The sequence below is a fragment of the Alicycliphilus sp. T452 genome (assembly GCF_054512775.1).
In genome coordinates, this window is sequence record NZ_JBTNEH010000016.1 from 98,874 (window position 1) to 122,895 (window position 24,022).

22 protein-coding genes are annotated in these 24,022 nt (G+C 67.4%); 12 read left to right on the forward strand and 10 right to left on the reverse strand.

Annotation, left to right across the window (positions count from 1 at the left end):
* The first annotated feature begins 88 nt into the window (after positions 1-88).
* A complete protein-coding gene (locus tag ACX12L_RS15030; protein ID WP_459263330.1) occupies positions 89-1,009 on the forward strand; it encodes a LysR family transcriptional regulator in 921 nt (306 codons plus the stop codon).
* 18 nt (positions 1,010-1,027) lie between these two features.
* On the opposite strand, the gene amt is transcribed toward ACX12L_RS15030, so the two are convergent.
* The 3 genes from amt to ACX12L_RS15045 are packed head-to-tail and all read right to left on the reverse strand — an operon-like array spanning position 1,028 to position 3,498.
* Positions 1,028-2,386 (reverse strand): ammonium transporter, encoded by a 1,359-nt coding sequence (amt, locus tag ACX12L_RS15035; protein ID WP_459263331.1) that lies wholly within the window; start codon positions 2,384-2,386, stop codon positions 1,028-1,030.
* Between the two features lie 22 nt (positions 2,387-2,408).
* Complete coding sequence (locus ACX12L_RS15040; protein WP_459263332.1) at positions 2,409-2,747, reverse strand: P-II family nitrogen regulator; 339 nt, start codon at positions 2,745-2,747, stop codon at positions 2,409-2,411.
* 19 nt (positions 2,748-2,766) lie between these two features.
* On the reverse strand, positions 2,767-3,498 hold the full coding sequence (locus ACX12L_RS15045; protein WP_459263333.1) for a TorF family putative porin: 732 nt from the start codon (positions 3,496-3,498) through the stop codon (positions 2,767-2,769).
* 137 nt (positions 3,499-3,635) lie between these two features.
* On the opposite strand from ACX12L_RS15045, the gene ACX12L_RS15050 reads away from it, so the two are divergent.
* Together ACX12L_RS15050 and ACX12L_RS15055 are read left to right on the forward strand one after the other, a co-directional pair.
* On the forward strand, positions 3,636-5,171 hold the full coding sequence (locus ACX12L_RS15050; protein ID WP_459263334.1) for a YifB family Mg chelatase-like AAA ATPase: 1,536 nt from the start codon (positions 3,636-3,638) through the stop codon (positions 5,169-5,171).
* Between the two features lie 55 nt (positions 5,172-5,226).
* Positions 5,227-5,511, forward strand: a complete 285-nt coding sequence (locus tag ACX12L_RS15055; protein ID WP_459263335.1) for a hypothetical protein — start codon at positions 5,227-5,229, stop codon at positions 5,509-5,511.
* A 330-nt stretch (positions 5,512-5,841) separates the two neighbouring features.
* On the opposite strand, the gene ACX12L_RS15060 is transcribed toward ACX12L_RS15055, so the two are convergent.
* Together ACX12L_RS15060 and ACX12L_RS15065 are read right to left on the reverse strand one after the other, a co-directional pair.
* On the reverse strand, positions 5,842-6,885 hold the full coding sequence (locus ACX12L_RS15060) for an NAD(P)H-dependent flavin oxidoreductase (RefSeq protein WP_459263336.1): 1,044 nt from the start codon (positions 6,883-6,885) through the stop codon (positions 5,842-5,844).
* An 8-nt stretch (positions 6,886-6,893) separates the two neighbouring features.
* Complete coding sequence (locus ACX12L_RS15065) at positions 6,894-7,643, reverse strand: IclR family transcriptional regulator (protein WP_459263337.1); 750 nt, start codon at positions 7,641-7,643, stop codon at positions 6,894-6,896.
* A gap of 157 nt (positions 7,644-7,800) precedes the next feature.
* Here ACX12L_RS15065 and ACX12L_RS15070 point away from each other — a divergent pair, with 157 nt between their 5' ends.
* Genes ACX12L_RS15070 through ACX12L_RS15100 form a run of 7 tightly spaced genes read left to right on the forward strand, consistent with a single transcriptional unit; the run spans position 7,801 to position 15,665 of the window.
* Entirely contained in the window at positions 7,801-8,985 is a 1,185-nt protein-coding gene (locus ACX12L_RS15070) for an iron-containing alcohol dehydrogenase family protein (RefSeq protein WP_459263338.1), read from the forward strand.
* 10 nt (positions 8,986-8,995) lie between these two features.
* Entirely contained in the window at positions 8,996-10,453 is a 1,458-nt protein-coding gene (locus tag ACX12L_RS15075; RefSeq protein ID WP_459263339.1) for an aldehyde dehydrogenase family protein, read from the forward strand.
* 24 nt (positions 10,454-10,477) lie between these two features.
* The gene (locus tag ACX12L_RS15080) at positions 10,478-11,443 is read left to right on the forward strand and encodes a Bug family tripartite tricarboxylate transporter substrate binding protein (RefSeq protein WP_459263340.1); all 966 of its coding nucleotides are present in this window, start codon (positions 10,478-10,480) and stop codon (positions 11,441-11,443) included.
* 55 nt (positions 11,444-11,498) lie between these two features.
* A complete protein-coding gene (locus tag ACX12L_RS15085) occupies positions 11,499-12,248 on the forward strand; it encodes an SDR family NAD(P)-dependent oxidoreductase (RefSeq protein ID WP_459263341.1) in 750 nt (249 codons plus the stop codon).
* Entirely contained in the window at positions 12,245-12,742 is a 498-nt protein-coding gene (locus ACX12L_RS15090; protein WP_459263342.1) for a MaoC family dehydratase, read from the forward strand. Before ACX12L_RS15085 ends, ACX12L_RS15090 begins: the two co-directional genes overlap by 4 nt.
* The gene (locus tag ACX12L_RS15095) at positions 12,739-14,877 is read left to right on the forward strand and encodes an acetate--CoA ligase family protein (protein WP_459263343.1); all 2,139 of its coding nucleotides are present in this window, start codon (positions 12,739-12,741) and stop codon (positions 14,875-14,877) included. The genes ACX12L_RS15090 and ACX12L_RS15095 overlap by 4 nt, the downstream gene beginning before the upstream one ends.
* 32 nt (positions 14,878-14,909) lie before the next feature.
* Positions 14,910-15,665, forward strand: coding sequence for a citryl-CoA lyase (locus tag ACX12L_RS15100; protein ID WP_459263344.1), 756 nt, complete (start codon positions 14,910-14,912; stop codon positions 15,663-15,665).
* 193 nt (positions 15,666-15,858) lie between these two features.
* Here the strand turns inward: ACX12L_RS15100 and ACX12L_RS15105 are convergent, their stop codons facing one another.
* The 3 genes from ACX12L_RS15105 to ACX12L_RS15115 are packed head-to-tail and all read right to left on the reverse strand — an operon-like array spanning position 15,859 to position 20,488.
* A complete protein-coding gene (locus ACX12L_RS15105; RefSeq protein ID WP_459263345.1) occupies positions 15,859-17,397 on the reverse strand; it encodes an ATP-binding cassette domain-containing protein in 1,539 nt (512 codons plus the stop codon).
* Positions 17,394-19,292, reverse strand: coding sequence for an ABC transporter permease (locus tag ACX12L_RS15110; protein ID WP_459263346.1), 1,899 nt, complete (start codon positions 19,290-19,292; stop codon positions 17,394-17,396). The genes ACX12L_RS15105 and ACX12L_RS15110 overlap by 4 nt, the downstream gene beginning before the upstream one ends.
* Positions 19,292-20,488: an ABC transporter substrate-binding protein gene (locus ACX12L_RS15115; RefSeq protein WP_459263347.1), complete on the reverse strand. Its 1,197-nt coding sequence runs from the start codon at positions 20,486-20,488 to the stop codon at positions 19,292-19,294. The genes ACX12L_RS15110 and ACX12L_RS15115 overlap by 1 nt, the downstream gene beginning before the upstream one ends.
* A 197-nt stretch (positions 20,489-20,685) precedes the next feature.
* On the opposite strand from ACX12L_RS15115, the gene ACX12L_RS15120 reads away from it, so the two are divergent.
* Positions 20,686-21,459 carry a ferredoxin--NADP reductase gene (locus ACX12L_RS15120; RefSeq protein WP_459263348.1) on the forward strand — a complete coding sequence of 258 codons (774 nt, stop codon included), beginning with the start codon at positions 20,686-20,688 and terminating at the stop codon, positions 21,457-21,459.
* 153 nt (positions 21,460-21,612) lie between these two features.
* Here ACX12L_RS15120 and ACX12L_RS15125 read toward each other — a convergent pair whose 3' ends face one another.
* Together ACX12L_RS15125 and ACX12L_RS15130 are read right to left on the reverse strand one after the other, a co-directional pair.
* Positions 21,613-22,269 (reverse strand): glycine zipper 2TM domain-containing protein, encoded by a 657-nt coding sequence (locus ACX12L_RS15125; protein ID WP_459263349.1) that lies wholly within the window; start codon positions 22,267-22,269, stop codon positions 21,613-21,615.
* A gap of 125 nt (positions 22,270-22,394) precedes the next feature.
* Complete coding sequence (locus ACX12L_RS15130) at positions 22,395-23,312, reverse strand: YihY/virulence factor BrkB family protein (RefSeq protein WP_459263350.1); 918 nt, start codon at positions 23,310-23,312, stop codon at positions 22,395-22,397.
* Positions 23,313-23,374: 62 nt separating this feature from the next.
* On the opposite strand from ACX12L_RS15130, the gene ACX12L_RS15135 reads away from it, so the two are divergent.
* Entirely contained in the window at positions 23,375-23,896 is a 522-nt protein-coding gene (locus ACX12L_RS15135; protein WP_459263351.1) for a shikimate kinase, read from the forward strand.
* The last annotated feature ends 126 nt before the right edge of the window (positions 23,897-24,022 follow it).

Here is a 24,022-nt window from a genome sequence, read left to right on the forward strand (position 1 = left end):
TGGCGGCACTTTAGATACGCTGGTTATATTTGTATAACGAATAGTTTTTGTTTAACCTACCTGCCAAACAGGTTGATGGATACGCCCCATGCTGCATCTCACGCTGCGCCAGCTGGAAATCTTCTGTGCCGTGGCCCAGACCGGCTCCACCGTGGCGGCCGCGCAGGCGGTGGCGCTGTCCCAATCGGCCACCAGCGCGGCCCTGCAGCAGCTGGAGCAGGCGCTGGGGACGCGGCTGTTCGAGCGCGTGGGACGGCACCTCGTGCTCAACGACGCCGGGCGCGCCTTGCTGCCGCAGGCGCTGTCGCTGCTGGAGCAGGCGCGCGGCATCGAGCAGGCGTTCGGCGCGCACGCCGCGGGGCTGCCGGTGCGCCTGCGCCTGGCCGCCAGCACCACTGTCGGCAACTACGTGCTGCCGCCGGTGCTGGCCGCGTTTGCGCGCAGCCATCCACGGATCGGCGTGGACCTCCAGATCGGCAACACGCGCGACGTGGCCCAGGCGGTGGAGGCGCTGCACGCGGATCTGGGCCTGATCGAAGGCGCCAGCCATGGCGCCGGGCTGGAGGTGCAGCCCTGGCTCAAGGACGAGCTCGTCATCGTGGCCGCGCCGGGGGACCCGCTGGTGCCCGCGCCCGGCCAGCGGCCGCTGGGAGTGGCGGCGCTGCGCCAGGCGCGCTGGCTGCTGCGCGAGCAGGGCTCGGGCACGCGGGAGATGGTGGAGCATGCGCTGCTGCCGCGCCTGCACCAGCTGCCGGCGGCGGCCACGCTGGGCAGCTCGGAGGCCATTGCCCGGTGCGTGGCGCAGGGCCTGGGCATCAGCTGCCTGCCCCGGGTGCTGGTGCAGCCGCTGCTGGACAGCGGCGCGCTGGTGGTGCTGCCCACGGCGCTGCCGCGCATGTGGCGGCACTTCTCGCTGCTGCAGCGCGCCGGGCGGTACCCGTCGCCGGCGCTGGCCGCCTTCGTGCGCGCCTGCCACCTGCACGCGCCGGAGCCGCGCCGGCCGGGTTGAGCCACGGCCGCGGCGGCATCAGCGGTGGTAGGCCGTCTCGCCGTGGGAGGCGATGTCCAGGCCCTGGCGCTCGGACTCCTCGCTCACGCGCAGGCCCACCAGCAGGTCGGCGATCTTGTAGGCGACGAAGGACGTCACGCCCGACCAGACGATGGTGAACAGCACGCTCTTGGCCTGGATCCACACCTGCGCGCCCATGGCGAAGGTCTCGGGCGTGGCCCCGCCCGTGCCGCCCAGGCCCGGCGCGGCGAACACGCCGGTCAGGATGGCGCCTACGATGCCGCCCACGCCATGCACGCCGAAGACGTCGAAGGCATCGTCCACCCTGAGCAGGCGCTTCAGGCCACCCACGCCCCACAGGCACACCAGGCCGGCGACCAGGCCGATGGCGATGGAGCCCATGGGCCCGACGAAGCCCGCGGCCGGCGTGACGGCCACCAGGCCCGCCACGGCGCCCGACGCGGCGCCCAGCATGGAGGCCTTGCCCTTGTGCACAGCCTCGCCCACGCTCCACGACAGCGTGGCGGCGGCGGTGGCCAGCACGGTGTTGACGAAGGCCAGGCCGGCCGCGGCGTTGGCGGCGCCGGCCGAGCCGGCGTTGAAGCCGAACCAGCCCACCCACAGCAGCGACGCGCCCACCATGGTCAGCGTGAGCGAGTGCGGCGTGAACGCCTCGCGCCCGAAGCCGATGCGCTTGCCCACCATGTAGGCGCCCACCAGGCCGGCGATGCCCGCGTTGATGTGCACCACGGTGCCGCCCGCGAAGTCCAGCGCGCCGTCCTGCGCCAGCAGGCCGCCGCCCCAGACGATGTGCGCCATGGGCACGTAGCTGAAGGTGAACCACAGCAGCGCGAAGATCAGCACGGCCGAGAAGCGCATGCGCTCGGCGAACGAGCCCACGACCAGCGCCACGGTGATGGCCGCGAACGTGCCCTGGAAGGCGAGGAACACGTACTCGGGGATGGTCGCGAGCGCGCCGAAGGTCTCCGGGCCCACGCCCTGCAGGAAGACCTTGGACAGGTCGCCCACGAACCGGCCCTCGCCCGAGAACGCCAGGCTGTAGCCGTACAGGGCCCACAGCAGCGAGACCAGGGCGAAGACCACGAACACCTGCATCAGCACCGACAGCATGTTCTTGGCGCGGCCCAGGCCGCCGTAGAACAGGGCCAGGCCGGGGATGGTCATCAGGATCACGAGCAGCGTGGAGGTCAGCATCCAGGCGGTGTCGCCGGAATCGACCTTGGGCGCGGGTGCTGCGGCGAGCGCCGCGACCGCGGCGTCGGCGACCGGCCCGGGCACGGCCGGCGCCTGCGCCAGGGCGGCGCCGCCAACCAGCAGGTGAAGGCCCAGCACCAGGAAGACAAGCAGTTTTCTCATGGCAGATTCTCCGTGGCTGGGGTCAAAGGGCCTGCGCGCCGGTCTCGCCGGTGCGGATGCGCACGACCTGCTCCAGGTCGGCCACGAAGATCTTGCCGTCGCCGATCTTGCCGGTGCGGGCCGCGCCCTCGATGGCCTCGATGACGCGCTCGGCCAGCGCGTCGTCCACGGCGGCCTCGATCTTCACCTTGGGCAGGAAGTCCACGACGTACTCGGCGCCGCGGTACAGCTCGGTATGGCCCTTCTGGCGGCCGAAGCCCTTCACCTCGGTCACGGTGATGCCGTGCACGCCGACGTCCGACAGCGCCTCGCGCACCTCGTCGAGCTTGAAGGGTTTGATGATGGCGGTGATCATTTTCACGATCGGCTCCTTTGCTGGCTTACAGGGTCTTGGACAGGGTGACGATCAGGCGCGCCTTGTTGGCATCGCCGAAGAAACCCTTCTTGTTGGCGCCCGCGACGGCCGCGGACAGCGACAGGCCCGCGCCGAAGTCGTAGGCCCCGCCCACGCTGTAATCCACATAGCTGGGCACGCCCAGGTCGCGGATGTCGCCAGCGAAGCGCGTGTAGCCCACGGCCGCCTTGAGCGTGACGCTGGGCGCCACCTCCCTGGCGAACGCCAGGTTCAGGTAGCCCGTGTTGCGGCCGCGCAGGCCCGACGTCTTGGCGCCGGCCCAGCCGAAGTAGTCCTTGGACACGGTGTGCGAATACTTGGCCGTCAGCGGCCCCCAGGTGGCCGCGCCGTACAGCTCGGTGGTGTTGCCGGCAGTGTTGCCGGGGTAGACGTAGGCGAGCGCGCCCAGGTCCAGGTCCAGCGCGCCGGCCTTGAATTTGTAGCCGCCGTACAGGTCGGACTCGATCGAGTTGCCCTGCAGCCAGTCCACGCTGGAATTCCAGTTGCCCACGTAGAAGCCGCTTTCTCCGAATGTGTAGTCGAAGCCGCCCTGGATGGCCGGGTTCACCGCCTTGATGCGGTGCACGTCCTGGTCCTGGCCGCGGAACTTGTAGTTGCTGGTCAGCGCCACGTTGGCCGTCAGCTCGGCGCTCGCCAGCACGGGCATGGCCGCGGCCGCCAGGGCCAGGCTCAGAGACTTCAGGGATGCATGGGACATGGTTCCTCCGGTTGTGTATGGAAAGCGGACACAACCCCCAATGCACGGACCGTGCCAGCCGCCATGCATGTACATTTGGCAGCCAGGGCACAGCCCCGCCGCAGCGGCCGTGCACCAGATTGGGGAGGGTTCACGCGATGAGTCTTGCTTTGGTGCAAAGCCGCGCCCTGCTGGGCCTGCAGGCGAGCGCCGTCACCGTGGAGGTGCATCTGGCCAACGGCCTGCCGAGCTTCGCGCTCGTGGGCCTGGCCGACGTGGAGGTGAAGGAGGCGCGCGAGCGCGTGCGCTCGGCCCTGCAGAACGCGGGACTGGAGTTCCCCACCAACAAGAAGATCACCGTGAACCTGGCGCCGGCCGACCTGCCCAAGGACTCGGGGCGCTACGACCTGCCCATCGCCCTGGGCATCCTGGCCGCCAGCGGGCAGATCACCGCAGAACGCCTGGCGGGCTGGGAGTTCGCGGGCGAGCTGTCGCTGTCGGGCCTGCTGCGGCCCGTGCGCGGCGCGCTGGCCACCAGCCTGGCGCTGCGCGCCGGGAAGCCGCCCGTGCGCACGGTGCTGCCGCCGGGCAGCGCCGAGGAGGCCGCCCTGGTGCCCGGCGCCGAGATCTACCGCGCGCGCCACCTGCTGGACGTGGTGCGCCAGTTCCTGCCCGCGGCCGCGCCGCCGCAGGAGGGCGGCGACGACGGCTGGCAGCGCCTGCAGCCCGCGCCCCCCGCCATCCACGCGGACGGCCCCGACCTGGCCGATGTGAAGGGCCAGGCCGCCGCCAAGCGCGCGCTGGAGATCGCAGCCGCCGGCGGCCACGGGCTGCTGCTGGTGGGCCCGCCGGGCTCGGGCAAGTCCATGCTGGCGCAGCGCTTCGCCGGCCTGCTGCCGCCCATGAGCGTTGAACAGGCGCTGGAGAGCGCGGCCATCGCCAGCCTGGCCGGGCGCTTCACGGGCGCGCAGTGGATGCAGCGCGTCACGGCCAGCCCGCACCACAGCTGCAGCGCCGTCGCCCTGGTGGGCGGAGGATCGCCGCCGCGGCCCGGCGAGATCTCGCTGGCGCACGAGGGCGTCTTGTTCCTCGACGAATTCCCCGAATTCGCTCGCAGCGCCCTGGAGGCCCTGCGCGAGCCGCTGGAGACCGGCCGCATCACCATCTCGCGCGCGGCGCAGCGCGCCGAGTTCCCGGCGCGCTTCCAGCTCGTCGCCGCCATGAACCCCTGCCCCTGCGGCTTCGCGGGCTCCCCCCAGCGCGCCTGCCGCTGCACACCCGACCAGGTGGCGCGCTACCAGGGCAAGTTGAGCGGCCCGCTGCTCGACCGCATCGACCTGCACGTGGAGGTGCCGCAGCTGCCCGCCGACGAACTTTTGAACGCCCCCGCCGGCGAGGCGAGCAGCGCCGTGCGCGAGCGCGTGGCCCGCGCCCACGCGCTGGCCCTGGCGCGCCAGGGCACGCCCAACCAGGCGCTGCAGGGCCGGCAGCTCGACCGCATGGCCGCGCTGGACGAGGCCGCCGCGCGCTTCCTGCAAGCCGCCGCCGCGCGCCTCTCCTGGTCGGCGCGCAGCACGCACCGCGCGCTGAAGGTGGCGCGCACGATCGCCGACCTGGCGGCGTCGGAGCGCGTGGGCGTGGCCCACGTGGCCGAGGCGGTGCAGTACAGGCGAGTGTTGGTCGCTACTTTTTAAGTAGCATTCAACACTTACTCCACAAGCGTTACAGGTTTATTTGCCGCAAAATTGAATGTGTCTGCCGCACGTGCGTAGCGGACGCAGAATCACGCTGACGTCCACCAACCGGACGCTGTATCCGCAAGCGTGCGAACTCGCCGAGCTGACGACGGCCACGCTGCAGGACATGGCAGGCGAGGCCACTGCCCTGCGCAGCTGCATCCGGATCGGTGTCGTCGCCCCATTGCTCGGCAACGTGGTCACGCCCGTGCTGGCTAGGTTGCTGGTGCAGTCCTCCGCGGTGCAAGCACAGTTACGACGCTGGTGCGCATGGTCGAGCAAGGAAGGCTCGACATGACCTTGCGCTTCGGCATGCAGCACCGGTCTTCCCACACCTTCCGCACGCTGATGACGCGGCAGCAATATAGGCTGGTCGTGCACCTGAACCATCCGCTGGTGAGATGCAAGCCGGACATGGAGGAGATGTTCAAGCTCGGCTGGATCCTGCGGCTACCGGACATGGTCTCCAGACCCGAGGCCGAGCGAATGCTCTCCGAGCCGGCCTGGGCCCGCTGGACGTGCATATCGAATCCGGTCCTTCGGCTACATAGCACACGCTGGAACGTCTTCAAGCACGCGTGGTCATCGCATACGAAGGAGTGCTTGATCCATCAGCCCGGCGGGCTAATCAGATGGAATCGAGCATGCGTTGAAAACGGCCGCTGGCCTCGGTGCATTCCCGTTGCAGCCGGGCGACGATGCTAGCCACCGGTTCCACGGCGCGTGCAAAACCCACTGCCGGCCCCATAGACAACATGCCTTCCTCATGCTGTCCCGCCACATAGGCCAGGGCTTGCGTGCGCTCGCCGCTGATCAAGTCGCCAAATTCCGGATAGCTACGCGCGCCCGCCTGTTCCAGCGCGACAACCTTGCGGGCGTTATCGTTGTCGAGCACGCGCCAGGTGTCTCCCAGGCTGCCGAGGACGGCCCGCGTGCCATGCGCATCAGCGGCAACCACGCGTTGTTTGTAAGCATCGTGGGCAGGCGTTTCCAGCGCAGGGGTGAATACGCTGCCCATCACCACCGCATCCGCCCCCAGCGCCAACGCGGCGGCAATCTGCCGGCCATGGCCGATGCCACCTCCCAATGCCATCGGAATACGCAACTGCTCCAACGCGTAAGCTCCGTTGAGGAAGGTCGGCAAGGGGTTGCTGCCCGGATGGCCGCCTTCCTCCATACCCACCAGTGTGACCGCGTCCACGCCCATGTTCTGCGCCGCTGCCGCATGGCGAACATGGGCGCATTTGTGGATCACGACCGCGCGGGCTTCGCGAATGGCAGGCAGCAGCGGCGTTGGCGGCAGGCCAGCCGTCTCGAAAATGCGCACGCCTTCTTCCAATGCAATGTTGAGGCGCGCCAGCATCCCGTCGTTGTGCGCCGCACGGCGCGAAAGCGTGAGGTTGACACCAAAGGCCTGGCCCCCCGTCAGCGCACGGCACTCCCGCAGTTCCTGCCGGAATGCCTCGTCTGTGCGCGAACTGCGCGCGGTGATGAAGCCCATGCCGCCGGCGCGCACCATGGCAGCGACCAGCCGTGCATCGGACAGCCACATCATTCCGCCCAGCAGCAGAGGCCAGCGAATGCCCAGCAGTTCGGTGATACGCGTGGGCCATTGCAACGGGATTGCCGACTTCGCTTCGGCGCACGAAGCGTGACACGCGCTTTCCCTCATGCCCGCACTCATATATGCCGTCCCATCAGCAGGACTGGTTGCAGTTTCCGGGCAAGCTGGGCCAGCAGGGGCCCCACTTCATCCAGCATGAGTGGCTGCGGCAGGAGCGAGGCGGGACCACCACAGCTAACCACATAGCGCTCGCCAGCGGGTAACTCAATCGGTGCTGCCACCGTAATGATCTGGTGCCGCAGACGCTCATGGAGCACGAAGCCGCGCTCCGGGTACAGCCCCAGAGCCTGCTCCATGGCTTGTCGCTTGGCGGCATCTCCTGCCTTGTCACTCCCACTGGCTTGAGAGAGCAGATCAGCGCGATCCTCGGGTGTGCAGCAGGCCAGATAGGCCCAGCCAATCGCGCTATGGAAGAGCGGTATGCGTGAGCCCACGCGCAGGTTCATCAGCAGCGGCGAATCAGCCTGGCAGCGCAGCAGGTAGACGATGTCGTTTCCATCCCGGCGACCCAATGCGACTGCTGCCTGGTAGCGATCCGCCATCGATTGCAGCATTGGACGGATCACCTCCAGCGCCTCCTGCCCCGCAAGTGCCGCGCCACCCAGTGCGATGGCTGCAACGCCCAGCTGCAGTTTTTCCTTGCCAGGCACGCTGGCCAGAAAACCCATCTTCTGCAAGGTGTGGCACAGCCGCCAGACGGTGGGCTGCGCCAGCCCCGTCAAGTGGGCGATCTCGGTAGTGCCCAGCATGCGCCGATCGGCATCGAAGCAGCGCAGGATTTCCAGCCCTCGCGCCAGCGCCGTCACGAATTGCCGATCAGGTTCGGCCGACTCTGCGGACGGGTCATGGCCGCGTGCAGACGCAGAAGCTCTTGACATGAATATGCCACCTTTCTATGATTAATTCATTATACGAATTAATAATTCGTTGTGCAAATTATAAAACCGAAAACGACCTCAATCCATGCCAAGCCCTGACCATTCCAACAATGGCTCGATCATGTGGCCGGGTACCAGTTACTGGGGCACTGCTGCGCTGTCTCGCGCCGTCCAGGCTGCCGGTTCACGCCTTCGCCACCCCCTGATCGTCACCGATGCCGTGGTCTGGCGCGCTGTTGGTTCCGTCGTGCAAGCGGTGCTTGCGGCTGTACCCGGGTTGCGATGGGAGATCTACGACGGCGTGATGTCCAACCCCACGCTGGCGCAGGTGCGCGAGGCACTGCGCATGGCACGCGAGCGGCACTGCGCCAGCATGGTTGTGGTAGGGGGCGGCAGTGCCATGGATGTGGCCAAGATGGCACTGGCCTGCTTGGCCAGTGGCCTGGAGGTGGAGGAATTGCAAACGGAACGTGGCCTGGCCTGGCTGGGTGCCGCCGCTGCAGCTGACGATCCGCTGTTTCTTGCCGTTCCCACCACCTCGGGAACCGGCAGCGAAAGCAGCTCGGCCGCGCTGATCCAGGGTGACGACGGACGCAAGCGTCTGTACCGCTCCGTGCGCACACGACCTGCGCTGGTCGCGCTGCAGCCGGAGTTGACGCTGAGCCTGCCATTTCGGCCTACGGCGCAAGGCGGTTTCGACGCCGTGCTGCACGCGCTAGGCGCGTGGATCAACACCGATCCCTCGCCGGTCGGAAAGGCCATGGCGATGCATGCCTTGCGGCTGTGCATGCAAGCGCTACCCGCCACTCTGCGCGCTCCGGACAGCCTGCGGGCCCGGGCTGACATGCAGATGGGCGCCTACCTGGCGGGTGTGGCGATAGGTCTGAGCAAGGTCGACGCGGTGCATAGCATGTGTACCCCGCTTGAATCGCGCGTACACATGGCCCATGCCGAGGTGCTGGGGCCGGTGTTCAGCGTGGTGTCGCGCTATACGGCCGAGGCCGCGGCCTTGCCCTATGCCGAAGCAGCGCGAGCACTGGGCATTGCCAACACGGGCGATGAGCGCAGCGATGCCCGGGCACTGATCGAAGCCGTGGAATCCCTGGCCGGACTGGCGCAGATCCCTTTGCGCTTCACTGACTTGCACCTGTCGCGGCAAGACGCTGAGCTGTTGGCCTCCCAGGCGCTGCAAAGCGCTTCGACACCACTGAACCCGCGTGTTCTCACGCTCGAGGACATCCAGTCGCTGTATCTGCAGATGGCTGCATAAGGAGATTTCCATGAACGTCATCGACTCTCGACCCTATGAACTGCTTATTGGCGACCGCTGGTGCGCAGGTGCCGAGGGCCACATCTTCGACACACTCAACCCGGCCACGGCTCAAATGTTGGCCCAGGTACACGAGGCTGGCGAGGCCGATGTGGATGCCGCCGTGCACGCGGCCCACGAAGCCTATGAGAAGTACTGGCGCAAAACCACGCCGGCAGAACGCGGCCGGCTGCTGCGCCGCCTGGCGACGCTGTTCGAGCGCGACCGAGAAAAGATCGCCTGGATAGAGACGCTGAACGTGGGCAAGCCCATCACGCACTCGCTGGATTCGCTCAAGTCGATGCCTGCATCGCTGGAGTACTTCGCCGGCATCATCCCGGCCGTGCGCGGCGAAACGATTCCCGTCGGCAATACCGACGTGCTCAACTTCACCATCCGCGAGCCGCTGGGCGTGTGTGCACTGATCATGCCCTGGAACTACCCGATGACGCTCACCGTCAACAAGCTCGGGCCGGCGCTGGCGGCAGGCAACACGGTGATCCTCAAGCCGTCGGAGGTGACACCACTGTCCACTATGGCCTTGGCACGGTTGTTCGAGGAAGCGGGCTTTCCCCCAGGCGTCGTCAACGTGGTCAACGGCCCGGGCGCCACGGTCGGCGAACGGCTGGTCACGCATCCGCGGGTGTCCCGTGTGTCATTCACCGGCGGAACGGTCACGGGCGCGCGCATCCTGGCCTCCACAGCCAGCGACGTCAAGCGCGTGACGTTGGAACTCGGCGGCAAATCCCCGCTGATCGTGTTCGAGGACGCGCCACTGGACAAAGCCGTAGCGGTGGCTGCGGGCGACATCATCAAGAATTCGGGCCAGGTGTGCATTGCCTGCACGCGGCTGCTGGTGCAGCAATCCATCCGTGAAGAGTTCCTGGACCGCCTGCAGCAGCGGCTCGATGCCATCCGCATCGGATCGCCCGAGGATCCCGCCACGGAGATGGGTCCACTAGTGAGCGCGGCGCAGCAGCAACGCGTCGAGCAATACATCCGCATCGCAGGCGACGAAGGAGCCACGCCCACGCAATACGGCACCCTGGACGGCAAGACGAAGGCGGGCTTCTTTGTCAAGCCCACGCTGCTGCTGGATTCACAAGCCCGCATGCGATCGGCGCAGGACGAGATCTTCGGCCCCGTGCAATCAGTCATCGACTTTGACGATGAAGACGAGGCCTTGCGCATCGCCAACGATTCGCGCTATGGCCTGGCCGCCGTGCTGTTCACCCGCGACGGCGGCCGCGCCCTGCGCATGGCACGCGGCATCCAGTCCGGGAGCGTAGCCATCAACACCGGCGTGCGCACCTCGTTCGACGCACCGTTCGGCGGCTACAAGCAGTCGGGTATCGGCAAGGAGCGCGGGCTCGAAGCCATCTATGAAAACACACAGCTCAAGAACGTCAAGTACGACATGGGCGTGTGATCTTTTTTTGCACAGGAGACACTGATGAATTTTGAACGCAAACTCACTTGCGGAATCGCCGCCTTCACGCTGGCGACAGGCGCATTCGCCGACTGGCCCGAAAAACCAATCCGCATGGTGATCGGGTTTGCGCCCGGCGGCGCATCGGACATCGCCTTCAAGATGGTGCAGGACGAGTTGTCGAAAAGGCTAGGCCAACCGGTCGTTCCCGAATACAAGCCAGGTGCCAACGGCAACATTGCCAACCAGGCCGTCGCCACCGCTGCCTCCGACGGCTATACCGCGTTGTGGGCTAACGTGGGACCGTTGGCCATCAACACCTATCTCTACAAAGGCGTCAGGATCGATCCTGCCAAAGCCTTTGTGCCTGTCACGCAAGTGACCGATTCACCATTGGTGGTCGTGGTCCCCAAGTCATCTCCCCATCACACCATGCAGGAGCTGGTGCAGGCAGCCAAGAAACCTGACGCAAATATGACTTACGGATCCGCCGGTCCTGGCAGTTCCATGCACGTCTCGGGAGCCTCATTGGCTCTAGCCTTGAATTCGCCGATGACCCACGTACCCTACAAGGGCAGTGCGCCGGCGATCCAGGATCTGCTGGCTGGACGCCTGACCTTCATGGTGGACAGCCGTTCCACCACTCTGCCGTTCATTCAGGATGGTTCGTTGCGCGCACTGGCCGTCAGCAGCGACAAGCGGGTGGCTGACATGCCCGATGTACCCACAGTGGCTGAATCGGGTGTACCGGGCTTCAAGGTCACCACCTGGCAGGCCGTGGTCATGCCCGCTGGCACGCCCCAACCCATCGTCGACAAGTTGTCCAAGGCGCTGCGCGAAGCGCTGAATTCACCCGAGGTGCGCGAGCGCTTTGCCCGCATCCACACACCGCTGGTGGGCAGCACCCCCGAGGAGTTCGCCAAGTTCTGGGCCAAGGAACGGACGGAAGCCAAGTTGTTGGTGGAGAAAGCCAAGCTGCAGATCGATTGATGGCCAAAGCTGTCGTTTGGCCCCAGCAAACAACTATATCGATGGGATATTGATCATGGATCTGGAATTGAAAAACTGCACCGCCTTCATCACTGGCGGAGCTGGCACGCTGGGCTTGTCCATGGCCAAGCGATTCGTGCAAGAGGGCTGCAATGTGGTGGTGTGCGACACCAACCAGGAAGCCATCGACGCAGCCTGCCAGGAGCTTGCCGCCATGGGCGGGCAAGCGCTGGGCGTGCGCGCCGACGTGACCAGAAAGCAAGAGGTTGGTGCCGCCGTGCAGCAAGCCGTGGACCGCTGGAAGAAGGTGGACATTCTCGTCAACAACGCAGGTTTTGCGCGCGACCGCTATCTCACCAAGATGGCCGAAGAGGATTGGCATGCCGTGCTGGACGTGACACTCCTGGGCGCTTTCCACTGCTCGCGCGCCGTGCTGCCGCTGATGATGGAAAACCGCTTCGGCCGCGTCATCAACATCGCCTCGCGTGCTCACCTGGGCAACCCGGGGCAGACCAACTACTCGACCGCCAAGGCTGGCTTGATCGGCTTCACGCGTTCGTTGGCGCTGGAGTCGGGAAAGTTCGGCATCACTGCCAACGCTGTTGCACCCGGCGTAATCTCCACGCCGCGCATGCAGAAGCGTCCGGACTATGAAGAGCTCACTGAGCGCGCCAAGTCCAATACCCCCGTGGCCCGACTGGGCGACCCGGCTGATGTGGCCGCCACCGTGGCCTTTCTGGCATCCAGGCTCGCCGGCTTCACGACAGGCGAAACCGTACATGTGACCGGAGGGCGTTACGCATGAGCATGCCCTTCGATCTGAATGAGCACCTGGGCCGGCAGCTGTACTTTGATGATCTGGAGCCCGGCCAAAGCTGGAAAAGCCCGCGCCGTACCGTGACCGAAGCCGACGTGGTGCAGTTCGCGGGCTTGTCGAGCGACTACAACGCGCTGCATACCGATGCGGTGTTTGCGGCCGATCACCCGTTTGGTCAGCGTGCCGCGCACGGCATGCTGACATTGGCCATAGCGTCGGGCCTGACCACGCGCATGCCGGTATACCGACTGATGGACGGTGCACGCCTGGCGCTGACCGAACTGCGCTGCCAGTGGCGCAAGCCTGTCTTCATAGGCGACACCATCCATGTGGAGCTGCGCATCGGCGAAAAGACACTTTCCTCGAAGCGCCCTGGAACGGGCCGAGTGGTGATGCATCGCACCATCAAGAACCAGCATGGCGACGTGGTGGCGGAAAGCGAGTGGACCACGCTGATGAAATGCCGGTCGGAGGTTGCATGAGCCTGATCACATCTCCCTTTGACTCCTCCGTCCGCTTCGACGACCTAGCGGAGCTAACTAACCCGCGTTCGGTAATGATTGTCGGCGCATCCACCACGCCTAGCACACTGGGGCACACCACGGTGGTCAATGTGCTCGACCACTCGGACTTTGACGGAGAGGTGTACCTCGTCAACCCGAAAGGAGGCGAGCTGAAGGGAAAGCCTCTTTACAAGTCGGTGAGCGACGTCCCGGCGCAGGGCATCGACGTGGCGTTGCTGCTGATTCCCGCCGAGGCCGCGATGGCCATGCTGCAAGCCTGCGTGGAGCAGGGTGTGCGCTACACCATTGTGTTCACCGGTGGATTTAGCGAACTGGGCGAGGTGGGCCGTTCGGTCGAAGCGGACATGCTGGCCTTGGCCCGACGCGCTGGCATGCGTCTTTATGGTCCGAACTGCGCAGGCATGACCATGCTTGCGCCCCGCCTAGGATTGACGTTCTCCTCCGAGTTTTGCAACGATGGCCGCAGTGGTCAACTTTCACGCATTGGCCTGGTGACACAAGGCGGGGGGCTTGGGCGCTCACTGATGCAGGGCGATGAGCGTGGCGTTCGTTTTTCGCGCTGGTTCTCCACGGGAAACGAACTCGATCTGGACAGCGCCGACTTCATTCAGTGGCTAGCGAATGACCCTGGCACCGATCTGATATGCACGGTGATGGAGGGTATCAAGGACGGCGCGCGCTTCGTGGCCGCCGCTAAGGCCGCTCAGCGTGCGGGCAAGCCACTGATCGCCCTGAAAATCGGACGCTCGGATTTCGGCAAGAAAGCCGCGCAGTCACACACGGCTTCGCTGGCGGGCGAGGACACGGTGAACGATGCGGTATTTACGCAGTATGGCGTGATCCGCGTCGACGATCTGGATGAGATGCTGGACGTGGCGAGCCTGATCTCACGGGTGGGCATTCGCAGCCTGAGGCGTATCTGCGTGTACTCGTCCTCGGGTGGCGCCGGCGTGCTGTCCGCCGACAAGGTTGGCGAAGGGAACCTGGCCATGGCCTCCCTGGCAGACAGCACCGTGGCCGAGATGGCCAAGCATGCCCCGTCGTACGCTGCGCTGACCAACCCGGTGGATCTGACCACCAAGGCACTGGTTGATCCGGCACTGACCAGGAAATGCTTGACACCACTGTTTGCCGACCCTGGGGTGGATGTGGTGCTCTTCCCGATCACCTCCAACTATGCCGCCAGCACCGAAGGCATCGTGCGCAACACGCTGGAAGTGGCCAGGTCTGGCTCCAAGGCCTTTGTTCCGACCTGGATGAGCAGCCGCCGCGGCCCCGCGCACGATGTGCTGATCCGGGAGGGCTTCGCGCCCATGTACAGCTTGCGCAATACCATGCTCGCGCTCAAGCGCATCACCCAGTATGCCCAGCAGGCCAGCGAAGCGGTCGATGCGGGATCCGTGCCCGGGAATCTGCCGACGACGGCTCCTGAAGTGTCGTTGCCTTGCAACGAGGCTCAGGCCAAAGCGCTGCTGGCGCGGTATGGCGTCCGCTCGCCCCAGGAGAGTCTGGCTGGTACCGTTGAGGAAGCCGTGGCGCAGGCCCGCACGATCGGCTTTCCGGTGGCGCTCAAACTCGTGGCTGACGGCGTATTGCATAAGAGCGAGGTCGGTGGCGTGCAATTGCACTTGCGCAGCGAGGAGCAAGTGCATGAGGCCTTTGAACGCATCATGGCCAATGCGCGCCGGCATCAGGTACCGCAACAGGCCATCGGTGGCGTGCTGGTGTCTGAGATGGTCACAGATGGCGTGGAAATGCTGGTTGGCATCCACCGTGACGCAATCTTCGGCCCCGTGCTGACTGTGGGGGCTGGCGGCATCTGGGTGGAAGTCGATGCCGATGTAGCCCGCTGCCACCTTCCCGCCAGCCGCGCGATCCTGGAGCGCGTACTCGACCAGACGCGCATCGCCCGGCGTCTGGCCAGCCATCGGGGGCTACCAGCGCGTGACCGAACTGCGCTGGTGGATGCCATGCAACGCATCGCCGCGCTGTTTCTGGCCCTTCGCAACAGTGTGCAATCGCTGGAAGTCAACCCGTTGGTCGTACTCAACGACGGCCAGGGTGTGGTTGCCCTGGATGCGGTGCTTGAGTAAGCCTTCATCAGAACTCAACAACGGAAATATCCATGTTCGACAGCAAAATAGGGGGCGGAGACGCCCATTCCATCCTGGTACGGGGTCATGACTTGGTCAACGACCTGTTCAACCGCGATTTCATCGACGTGCTCGCACTGGAGCTACTGGGCGATTTCCCCACGCCCCAGCTCAAGCGCATGCTCAACCTGTTTTTGGTCAGTGCCACCGACCATGGCCTGACGCCCAGCGCCCTGGCAGCCCGCCTGACGCTGCATGGCGCTCCCGAAGCCATGCAGGGCGCGCTGGCAGCGGGCCTGCTGGGGGCAGGCAGCCGCTTTCTGGGCGTGATCGAATACGCGGCGCGCTTCTTGCGCGATGCGCTTCCCAAGCAGGACAGCTATACGGACGAAGAACTGCGCTACTATGCAGAAGAATGCGTCAAGGCCAACAAGGCTGCCAAGCGCAAGATTCCCGGCGTGGGGCATCCCATTCATGTGGACGGCGACCCACGCTGCGAGAAAATGTTCGCGATCGCCAAGGAGTGCGGCTACTACGGCAACTATTCACGCTTTGCGGTGGAGTTGGCCGCTGCCGCCGCCCGCCTGTCGGGCCGCAAGATTCCGCTCAATGCCACTGGCGCCAAGGGCGCGATCGCACTCGACATGGGTCTGACGCCTGAACAGGGCAAAGCTTTGACCATGATCGGCCGCTCCGTTGGACTGATGGCGCACATCATTGAGGAGCAGCACAATCCCATTGCACAGAAGGTGTGGGATATGGCTTCAGGAAATTCGGCTCATGGATAGTGGAACCCCGCCGAGACTATTCTTCTGCTGGTTGCCGGCGACGAAAGTCCACGTTCATATGCAGGAGACCGATGGTGATGGCAGGAGCGCGGCAGACTTCCTCCAAAACTACGAAACAACCAATCCCGTCACCGGGCAACCGGTGAAGATTTCCGGCGCACGCCGCAAATAGGGCATGCGGAAAAGGCCCGGCTTACAGCCCCAGATAGGCCTTCCGCGCAGCCGCGTCGTGCGCCAGTCCGGCCATGGGGGCCTCATGCACGATCCGGCCCTGCTCCAGCACGTAGGCGCGGTCGGCCACGGCCTGGGCTAGGGCCAAGTTCTGCTCGCTCAGCAGGATGCCCATGCCCTGGGCCTTGAGCGCGAGGATGGTGCGGGCCATCTGCTCGACGATCACGGGGGCGACGCCCTCGGAGGGTTCGTCGAGCAGCACCAGGCAGGGCTGGCCCATGAGGGTGCGCGCCACGGTCAGCATCTGCTGCTCGCCGCCGCTCATGCGGCCACCGGGGCGCCGGGGCATCTCGCCCAGGTTGGGGAACAATGTGAAGAGCTTTTCCGGCGTCCAGTGCGGCACGGGCGCGCCGTCGGGCCAGCGGCGCGGCGGCTGGCGGCCCGCCTCCAGGTTCTCGAGCACGGTGAGATCGGTGAAGATGCGCCGGTCCTCGGGCACGTAGCCCAGGCCCAGGCGGGCGATCTGGTGCGGCGCCAGGGTGTCGATGCGCCGGCCCATGAAGGCCATGCGTCCACTGCGCCGCTGCAGCAGGCCGGCGATGCTCTTGAGCGTGGTGCTCTTGCCCGCGCCGTTGCGCCCCATCAGGGCCACGACCTCGCCGCGCCCCACGGCCAGCGATACGCCGTGCAGGATGTGGGCCGCGCCGTACCAGGCGTTCAGGTCCTGCACCTGCAGCAGGGGGGCGCCCGGTGTTTCAGGTGTTTTCGGCTCCAAGCCCTTTGCTGGCAAGCGCTGGCAGCTATTTTTTTCGAAGTCCTGCAGGCCTTGCCCCAGGTAAACCTGCTGCACCCGCTCGTCCTGGCGGATGGCGTCGGGCGCGCCCTCGGCCAGCAGTTGGCCGCGCACCAGCACGGCCACGCGGTCGGCCTGGCCGAAGACCACGTCCATGCTGTGCTCGGTGAACAGCACGGCCATGCGCCGCTCGCGCGCCAGGCGCTGCACCAGCCGCATCAGGGCCAGGCGCTCGGCGGGCGCCATGCCGGCCGTGGGCTCGTCCATGAGCAGCAGGCGCGGCGCGTGCGCCAGGGCCATGGCCAGCTCCACGCGCTTGACGTCGCCGTAGGCCAGCTCGCTGCACGGGCGGTGCGCCTGGGCGGCCATGCCCACCTGCTCCAGCAGGGCCAGCGCATCCTGAGGGCGGTGCGCGCCGGCGCGGCGCCACCAGCGCCAGGCCTTGCGGTCGTGCGACAGCAGGGCCAGCTGCACGTTCTGCAGCACGCTGAAGCTGGCGAAGGTCTGCGCGATCTGGAAGGTGCGGCCCACGCCGCGGCGCCAGATGGCGCGCGGGCTCAGCCCGGTGATGTCCTGGCCGTCGAGCAGCACGCGGCCGCCGTCGGGCGCGAGCTGGCCGTCCACCATGTTGAAGGTGGTGCTCTTGCCCGCGCCGTTGGGACCGATGAGGGCCAGCAGCTCGCCGGCCGCGAGCGCGAAGGACACGCCCTGCACGGCCTGCACGCCGCCGAAGGACTTGCGCAGGTTCTCCACGCGCAGCAGGGTCATGCGGCGACTCCTTTTTTAAGAGCTGCCCACGCTTGCCAGTACTGGGAAAACCCCGAAATTCCCTGTGGAAAAAGCAAGACCAGCACCAGCATGGTGCCGCCCAGCAGCGCACGCCAGTAGTCGGTGGCGCGCGCCACGCTGTCGTGCAGCCAGGTGAAGGCGGCCGCGCCCACCAGCGGGCCGGCCAGCTGCTGCACGCCGCCCAGCAGCACCATGACCAGGCCGTCCACCGACTTGCCCACCCACAGCGCGTCGGGCGCCACGCCGCCCTTGGAGAACGCGAACAGCGCCCCCGCCAGCCCCGCCAGCAGCCCGGCGACGACGAAGGCCGCCCATTGCACGCGGCGCACATGGATGCCTATGGCCTCGGCGCGCGGAGCCGAGTCGCGCGCGGCGCGCAGCGCCCAGCCCAGGGGCGCGAACAGCATGCGCCGCAGCAGGTAGACGCCCGCGGCGGCCAGCGCCAGCGCCAGCCAGTAGAACGCCGCGCCCTGCGCGGCCCACTCGGGCGGCCAGATGCCGGTGAGGCCGTTGCTGCCGCCGGTGAAGCCGTCCCACTGGAAGGCGACGGCCCAGGTGATCTGCGCGAACGCGAGCGTGAGCATGGCCAGGTACACGCCCGACAGGCGCACGCAGAACCAGCCGTAGAGCAGCGCGCCGGCCGCCGCCGCCAGGGGGCCGAGCAGCAGCGCCGCGCCCATGGGCAGATCCAGCCAGCGCACCAGCAGCGCCGCGCCGTAGGCGCCCAGGCCGAAGTAGGCCGCGTGGCCGAAGGAGTGCATGCCCCCCGGCCCCAGGATGAAGTGCAGGCTGGCGGCGAACAGCGCGGCGATGGCGATGTCGGTCAGCAGCACGGTGGCGTAGCCGCCCTGCCCCGCCGCCAGCGGCGCCAGTGCGAGCACGAGCAGCAGCGCCGCCCAGGCCATGGTGGCGCGCGTCCCGGCGCCGCGCAGGGGCGCTTCGGGCGCGCCCACGCCGCGCGCGGCGGCCTGCGGCCGGCCCATCAGGCCCCAGGGCCGCCAGACGAGGACGGTGGCCATGACGAGGAATTCCACCACCAGCGTGAGCTTGGGGAAGGCGACCTCCACGCCGCCCAGGTGCACCACGCCCAGCCAGATGCACACGGCCTTGAGCTCGGCGATGAGCAGCGCCGCCACGAACGCGCCCGGCAGCGAGCCCATGCCGCCCACCACCACCACGACGAAGGCCGCGCCGATGGTGAGCATGTCCAGCTCCAGGCTGGCGGGCTCGCGCGGCAGCTGCAGCGCGCCGCCCAGGCCCGCCAGCAGCGCGCCCAGCGCGAACACGCCCGTGAACAGCCAGGCCTGGTTCACGCCCAGGGCGCCGACCATCTCGCGGTCCTGCGTGGCGGCGCGCACCAGCGTGCCCCAGCGCGTGCGCGTGAGCAGCAGCGTCAGCAGCGCCAGCACCAGCGGGCCGACTGCGATCAGGAACAGGTCATAGGCCGGAAAGCGCCGGCCCAGCAGGTCCACCGCGCCCTCCAGGCCCGGCGCGCGCGGGCCGAACAGCTCCTGCGGGCCCCACAGCCACAGGGCCGCGTCCTTGATGACGAGCACCAGCGCGAAGGTAGCCAGCAATTGCAGCAGCTCGCTCGCGTGGTAGATGCGGCGCAGGAGCAGCAGCTCCACCGCCGCGCCCAGCAGCCCCACGGCCAGCGGCGCCAGCAGCAGCGCGGGCCAGAAGCCGATGGCGTCCGCCAGCTGCTCCACGCAGGAGTACGCCACGTACAGCCCCAGCATGTAGAACGAGCCATGGGCGAAGTTGACGATGCGCGTAACGCCGAAGATCAGCGACAGCCCCGCCGCCACCAGAAACAGCGTGGACGCGCCCGCCAGCCCGTTGAGCAACTGGGCCAGGAGACCGGAAAGATCCATCAGGGCGCGGCTGGCCGGAGTTTCTTCACCTCGGCGTCGGACGGCTGGAACTTCGCGCCGTCCATGTACTTGAAGTCCACCATCACGCCCTTGCCGCCGTACAGGCCCGTCTTGCCCACGTAGGCGCCCATGGTGGACTGGTGGTCCTGCGCGCGGTAGGTGATGGGGCCGAAGGGCGTGCGCACCTCCAGGCCCCGGAAGGCGGCGATGAGCTTCTCGGTGTCTGCGCTGCCGGCCTTCTTCAGGCCCGCGGCGATCGACTGGATGGCGTTGTAGCCCACGACCGAGCCCGCGCGCGGGTAGTCCTTGAAGCGCTTCTTGTAGGCATCCAGGAAGGCCTCATGCTCGGGAGTGTGGATGGCGTACCAGGGGTAGCCGGTGACGATCCAGCCCTCGGGCGTCTCGCCCTTGAGCGTGTCCAGGTACTCGGGCTCGCCCGACAGCAGGCTCACCACGCCCTTGCCCGCGAACAGGCCGCGCGTGTTGCCCTCGCGCACGAACTTGGCGAGGTCGGCCGCGAACAGCACGTTGAAGATCGCGTCGGGCCTGGCATCTGCCAGCGCCTGCACCACGCTGCCCGCGTCCACCTTGCCCAGCGGCGCAGCCTGCTCGGCGACGAACTCCACGTCGGGCTGCGCGGCCTTGAGCAACTGCTTGAACGTGGCCACGGCCGACTGGCCGTACTCGTAGTTGGGGTAGACGATGGCCCAGCGCTTCTTCTTCATGGCAGCGGCCTCGGGCACCAGCATGGCCACCTGCATGTAGGTGGAGGGGCGCAGGCGGAAGGTGTAGCGGTTGCCGTTCTCCCACACGATCTTGTCGGTGAGCGGCTCGGCGGCCAGGAAGAAGCGCTTCTTCTGCTGCGCGAAGTCGGTCAGCGCCAGGCCCACGTGCGACAGGAAGCTGCCCATGAGCACGTCCACCTTCTCGCGCGCGATCAGTTCCTCGGCCGCGCGCACGGCGTCGCCGGGGTTGCCGTTGTCGTCGCGCGTGACGAGCTGCAGCTTCCTGCCGGCCACGCCGCCGGTGGCGTTGACCTGGGCCACGGCCAGCTCCATGCCCTTCTTGTAGGGCTCCAGGAACGCCGGCTGGGCCTTGTAGCTGTTGATCTCGCCGATGGTGTAGAAACCCTGCGCCTGGGCCGCGCCCAGGCCCCAGGCCAGTGCCGCCACCAGGGCGGTAAAGCGTTTGTGCATGATGGAATCCTTTGCCCCAGGTCAGTCGCCGGACGGCGCAACTGTACCGCCGAGTCGAGTTTGCCCGACAATGTACGGGTTTGCCCGCATGGCAAGCGGGCCTCGCATTTCGGCTTATGCCCATTGCGAATAAAAAAACGCCGAAACTCGCCAAAACCGCCAGTCCCTCATTCCACTCCTTCCTGTCCATCCCATCCATGAGCGCATTCCACGAAGAACGTGTCCTGTCGGTGCACCACTGGACCGACCGCCTGTTTTCCTTCACCACCACGCGCGACCCGGCGCTGCGGTTCTCCAACGGCCACTTCACCATGATCGGGCTGAAGGTCAACGACAAGCCGCTGCTGCGCGCCTACAGCATCGTCAGCGCCAACTACGAGGAGCACCTGGAGTTCCTCTCCATCAAGGTGCCCGACGGCCCGCTGACCTCGCGCCTGCAGCACATCAAGGTGGGCGACTCCATCATCGTGGGCAAGAAGCCCACGGGCACGCTGCTCATCGACTACCTGCTGCCGGCCAAGCGCCTGTACCTGATGTCCACGGGCACGGGCCTGGCGCCGTTCCTGAGCGTGATCCGCGACCCCGAGACCTACGAGAAGTTCGAGGAGGTGATCCTGATCCACGGCGTGCGCCAAGTGGCCGAGCTGGCCTACCACGACTACCTGACGAAGGAGCTGCCGCAGCACGAGTTCCTGGGCGAGCTGGTCACCAAGCAGCTCAAGTACTACCCCACGGTCACGCGCGAGCCCTTCCGCAACCAGGGCCGCATCACCGACCTGATCGAGAGCGGCAAGCTGTTCACCGACCTGGGCGTTCCGCCGCTCGACCCGCTCACCGACCGCGCGATGCTCTGCGGCAGCCCGGAGATGCTGGCATCGCTCAAGACCATCCTGGAGCACCGCGACTTCGAGGAAGGCAACACCACGCGCCCGGGCGACTTCGTGATCGAGCGGGCGTTCGTCGAGAAATAGAGACCAGCCCCCTGAGCCGCTTCGCGGCGCCCCCCTTCTCTTCACGCTTCGCGCGGGAAGGGGGACGACGCCGGCGGCCTGGCAAAGCCAGCTCCACGGCGTCTGCTGGCATGGGGCACGCCAGTTTCAAAGCCAAGGGCGGGGCGAGGGGGCTCAATACCCCCTGTCCACCACGCGCACGGGCTGCGTGCCGGCGCGGTCCGCGTCGCCGCTGCCGTCGTCCACGCGAAAGCCCTTGCCCTGCGCGCGCACGGGCGTGCCCTCGGCCACGGGCTGGGAGCGCGTGAAACTGCGCACCGAGCCGTCCTGCATGCGCACGCGCATCTGGTAGACGGTGGTGGTGCGGGTGCGCTCCTCCACCTTGTGGCCCACGTAGCCGCCGCCCACAGCGCCCAGCACCGTGGCGGCCGCGCGGCCCGAGCCCTTGCCGATCTGGTTGCCCAGCACGCCGCCAAGCACACCGCCGGCCACCGCGCCCAGGCCCGTGGCGGGCGCCGCCTGCTCGATGACCTGTACCGACTCCACATGTCCGCAGCTGGCGCAGACCGGCACCGCGGGCCGAGTTGCTCCCGGATCAGGAGCTGCCAGCGCTTTCCGCACCTGCCCCTGGGGCGCTTTTTCATTGATGATCTCTGACTCGGGCGTGCGCGGCGCGGCGGCCGTGGCCCGCGCCGCGGGCGGCGCGTCGCCGGGCAGGCTCTGCGCCAGCAGCGTGCCGCCCAGGGCCAGCACGCTCACGCCGAGCGCGCCCACGGCGGCCCAGAGCCATTTGACGCTGGCCGCGGGCTGGAAGGAGGTGGCGGGGTTCATGGTTGCGATCCTGTGTCGTTGGTCCGAAGCGCACGGCCCGGGCACCGGGCCATGCAATGCGTACCGAGGCTACCCCGCCCCCGGCTTCACAATGCCGCGCAGGCTGTAACGGACGTAAACGGCGGTCAGCCCGGCCCCGTCGGCCCGGCAGGCGCCGTGCCGGCGGCCGCGCGCGCCTCGTCGAGGGCCCGCGCGCAGCTGGCGCCGAACAGCAGCACGGCCGACGAGAAATAGATCCACATCAGCAGCACCACCAGCGACCCCGCAGCCCCATAGGCCGAGACCACGGCCGCCGTGGACAGGTACCACGCCAGCAGCTGTTTGCCCGCGGTGAACAGCGCCGCGCCCACGGCGGCGCCAAACACCAGGCAGGACAGCGGCGGCTTGGGGCCGCCGCCGATGCGCATCAGCCCCACGAACAGCAGCACGGCCACGGCGAAGGCCACGGCCTCGTTGGCGAACTGCAGCAGCGCCCCGGCGCCGAACGGCAGCAGGGCGCCGGCCCAGGTGGCCACCACCTTGATGGTGGTGGACAGCACCAGCGAGATCAGCAGCAGGAAGCCGATCGCCAGCACATAGGCCAGCCCGCGCAGCCGCAGCGACGCCACGTGCCACCAGGCCCGGCGCTCGGGCGCGTGGCCATGGGCCCACAGCCGCGCGAGCGCCGCCTGCAGTTCCACGAACACCCCCGTGGCGCCCGACAGCAGCAGCACGAAGCCGGCGATGGAGGCCAGCCAGCCCTGCGCCGGGGCCTGGGCGCTGGCCAGCGCCATGCGCACCACCTCGGCGCCGCGCTCGCCCATCACGCCCTGCACCTGGGCGATGAGGGTGCTCTCCAGATAGGCCTTGTCGACCCACCAGCCCAGCACGCCCACCAGGAGCAGCAGCAACGGCGCCAAGCTCAGCATGCCGTAGAACGACATGGCGGCGCTCATGCGCAGGCCCTCCGCGTCCAGCCACAGCTGCACGGCGCGCAGCAGCGGCGCCACGGGTTGCAACAGGCGCCGGGCGCCCTGGCTCAGGTGTTGCTTGGATGGTGACATGGCCCGATTGTGCGCACAGGCCGCGCCTTACACTCGCCCATCCCTCACAAAAGCATTCAAGCATGCAAACGCGTTGCGCCCTGGTGGGCATGCCAGGCTCCGGCAAATCCACGGTGGGCCGGCAGCTTGCCCGCCGCCTGGGGCTGCCTTTCATCGACCTGGACCAGCGGCTGGAGCAGCAGCTGGGCACCAGCATCCGCAGCTACTTCGAGCTGCACGGCGAGCAGGCCTTCCGCGACCACGAGGCCGCCCTGCTGGCGGAGCTGGCCGGCGAGCCCGGCGCCATGGTCCTGTCCACCGGCGGCGGCGCCGTGCTGCGCCCGGAGAACCGCGAGGCCCTGCGCCGCGGCTTCGCCCACGTGCTGTACCTGCGCGCCTCGCCCGAGGAGATCTTCCGGCGCATCCGGCACGACCGCACGCGCCCGCTGCTGCAGGTGGCCGACCCGCTGGGCCGCCTGCGCGAGCTCTACCAGGTCCGCGACCCGCTGTACCGCGAGACCGCGCACTACGTCATCGAGACCGGAAGGCCCACGGTGAACACCCTGGTCAACATGGCCATGATGCAGCTGGAGATGGCGCGCTGAGAGCCTGTTTGCGATCTTCCGACCTCAGACAATAGGGGTGTGAAAAGAAAGCAATACCCGAGCGACATCAGCCGAGAGAAGTTTGCCGAGATAGAGCTGTTACTGCGCAGCGTCAGGCGCACGACG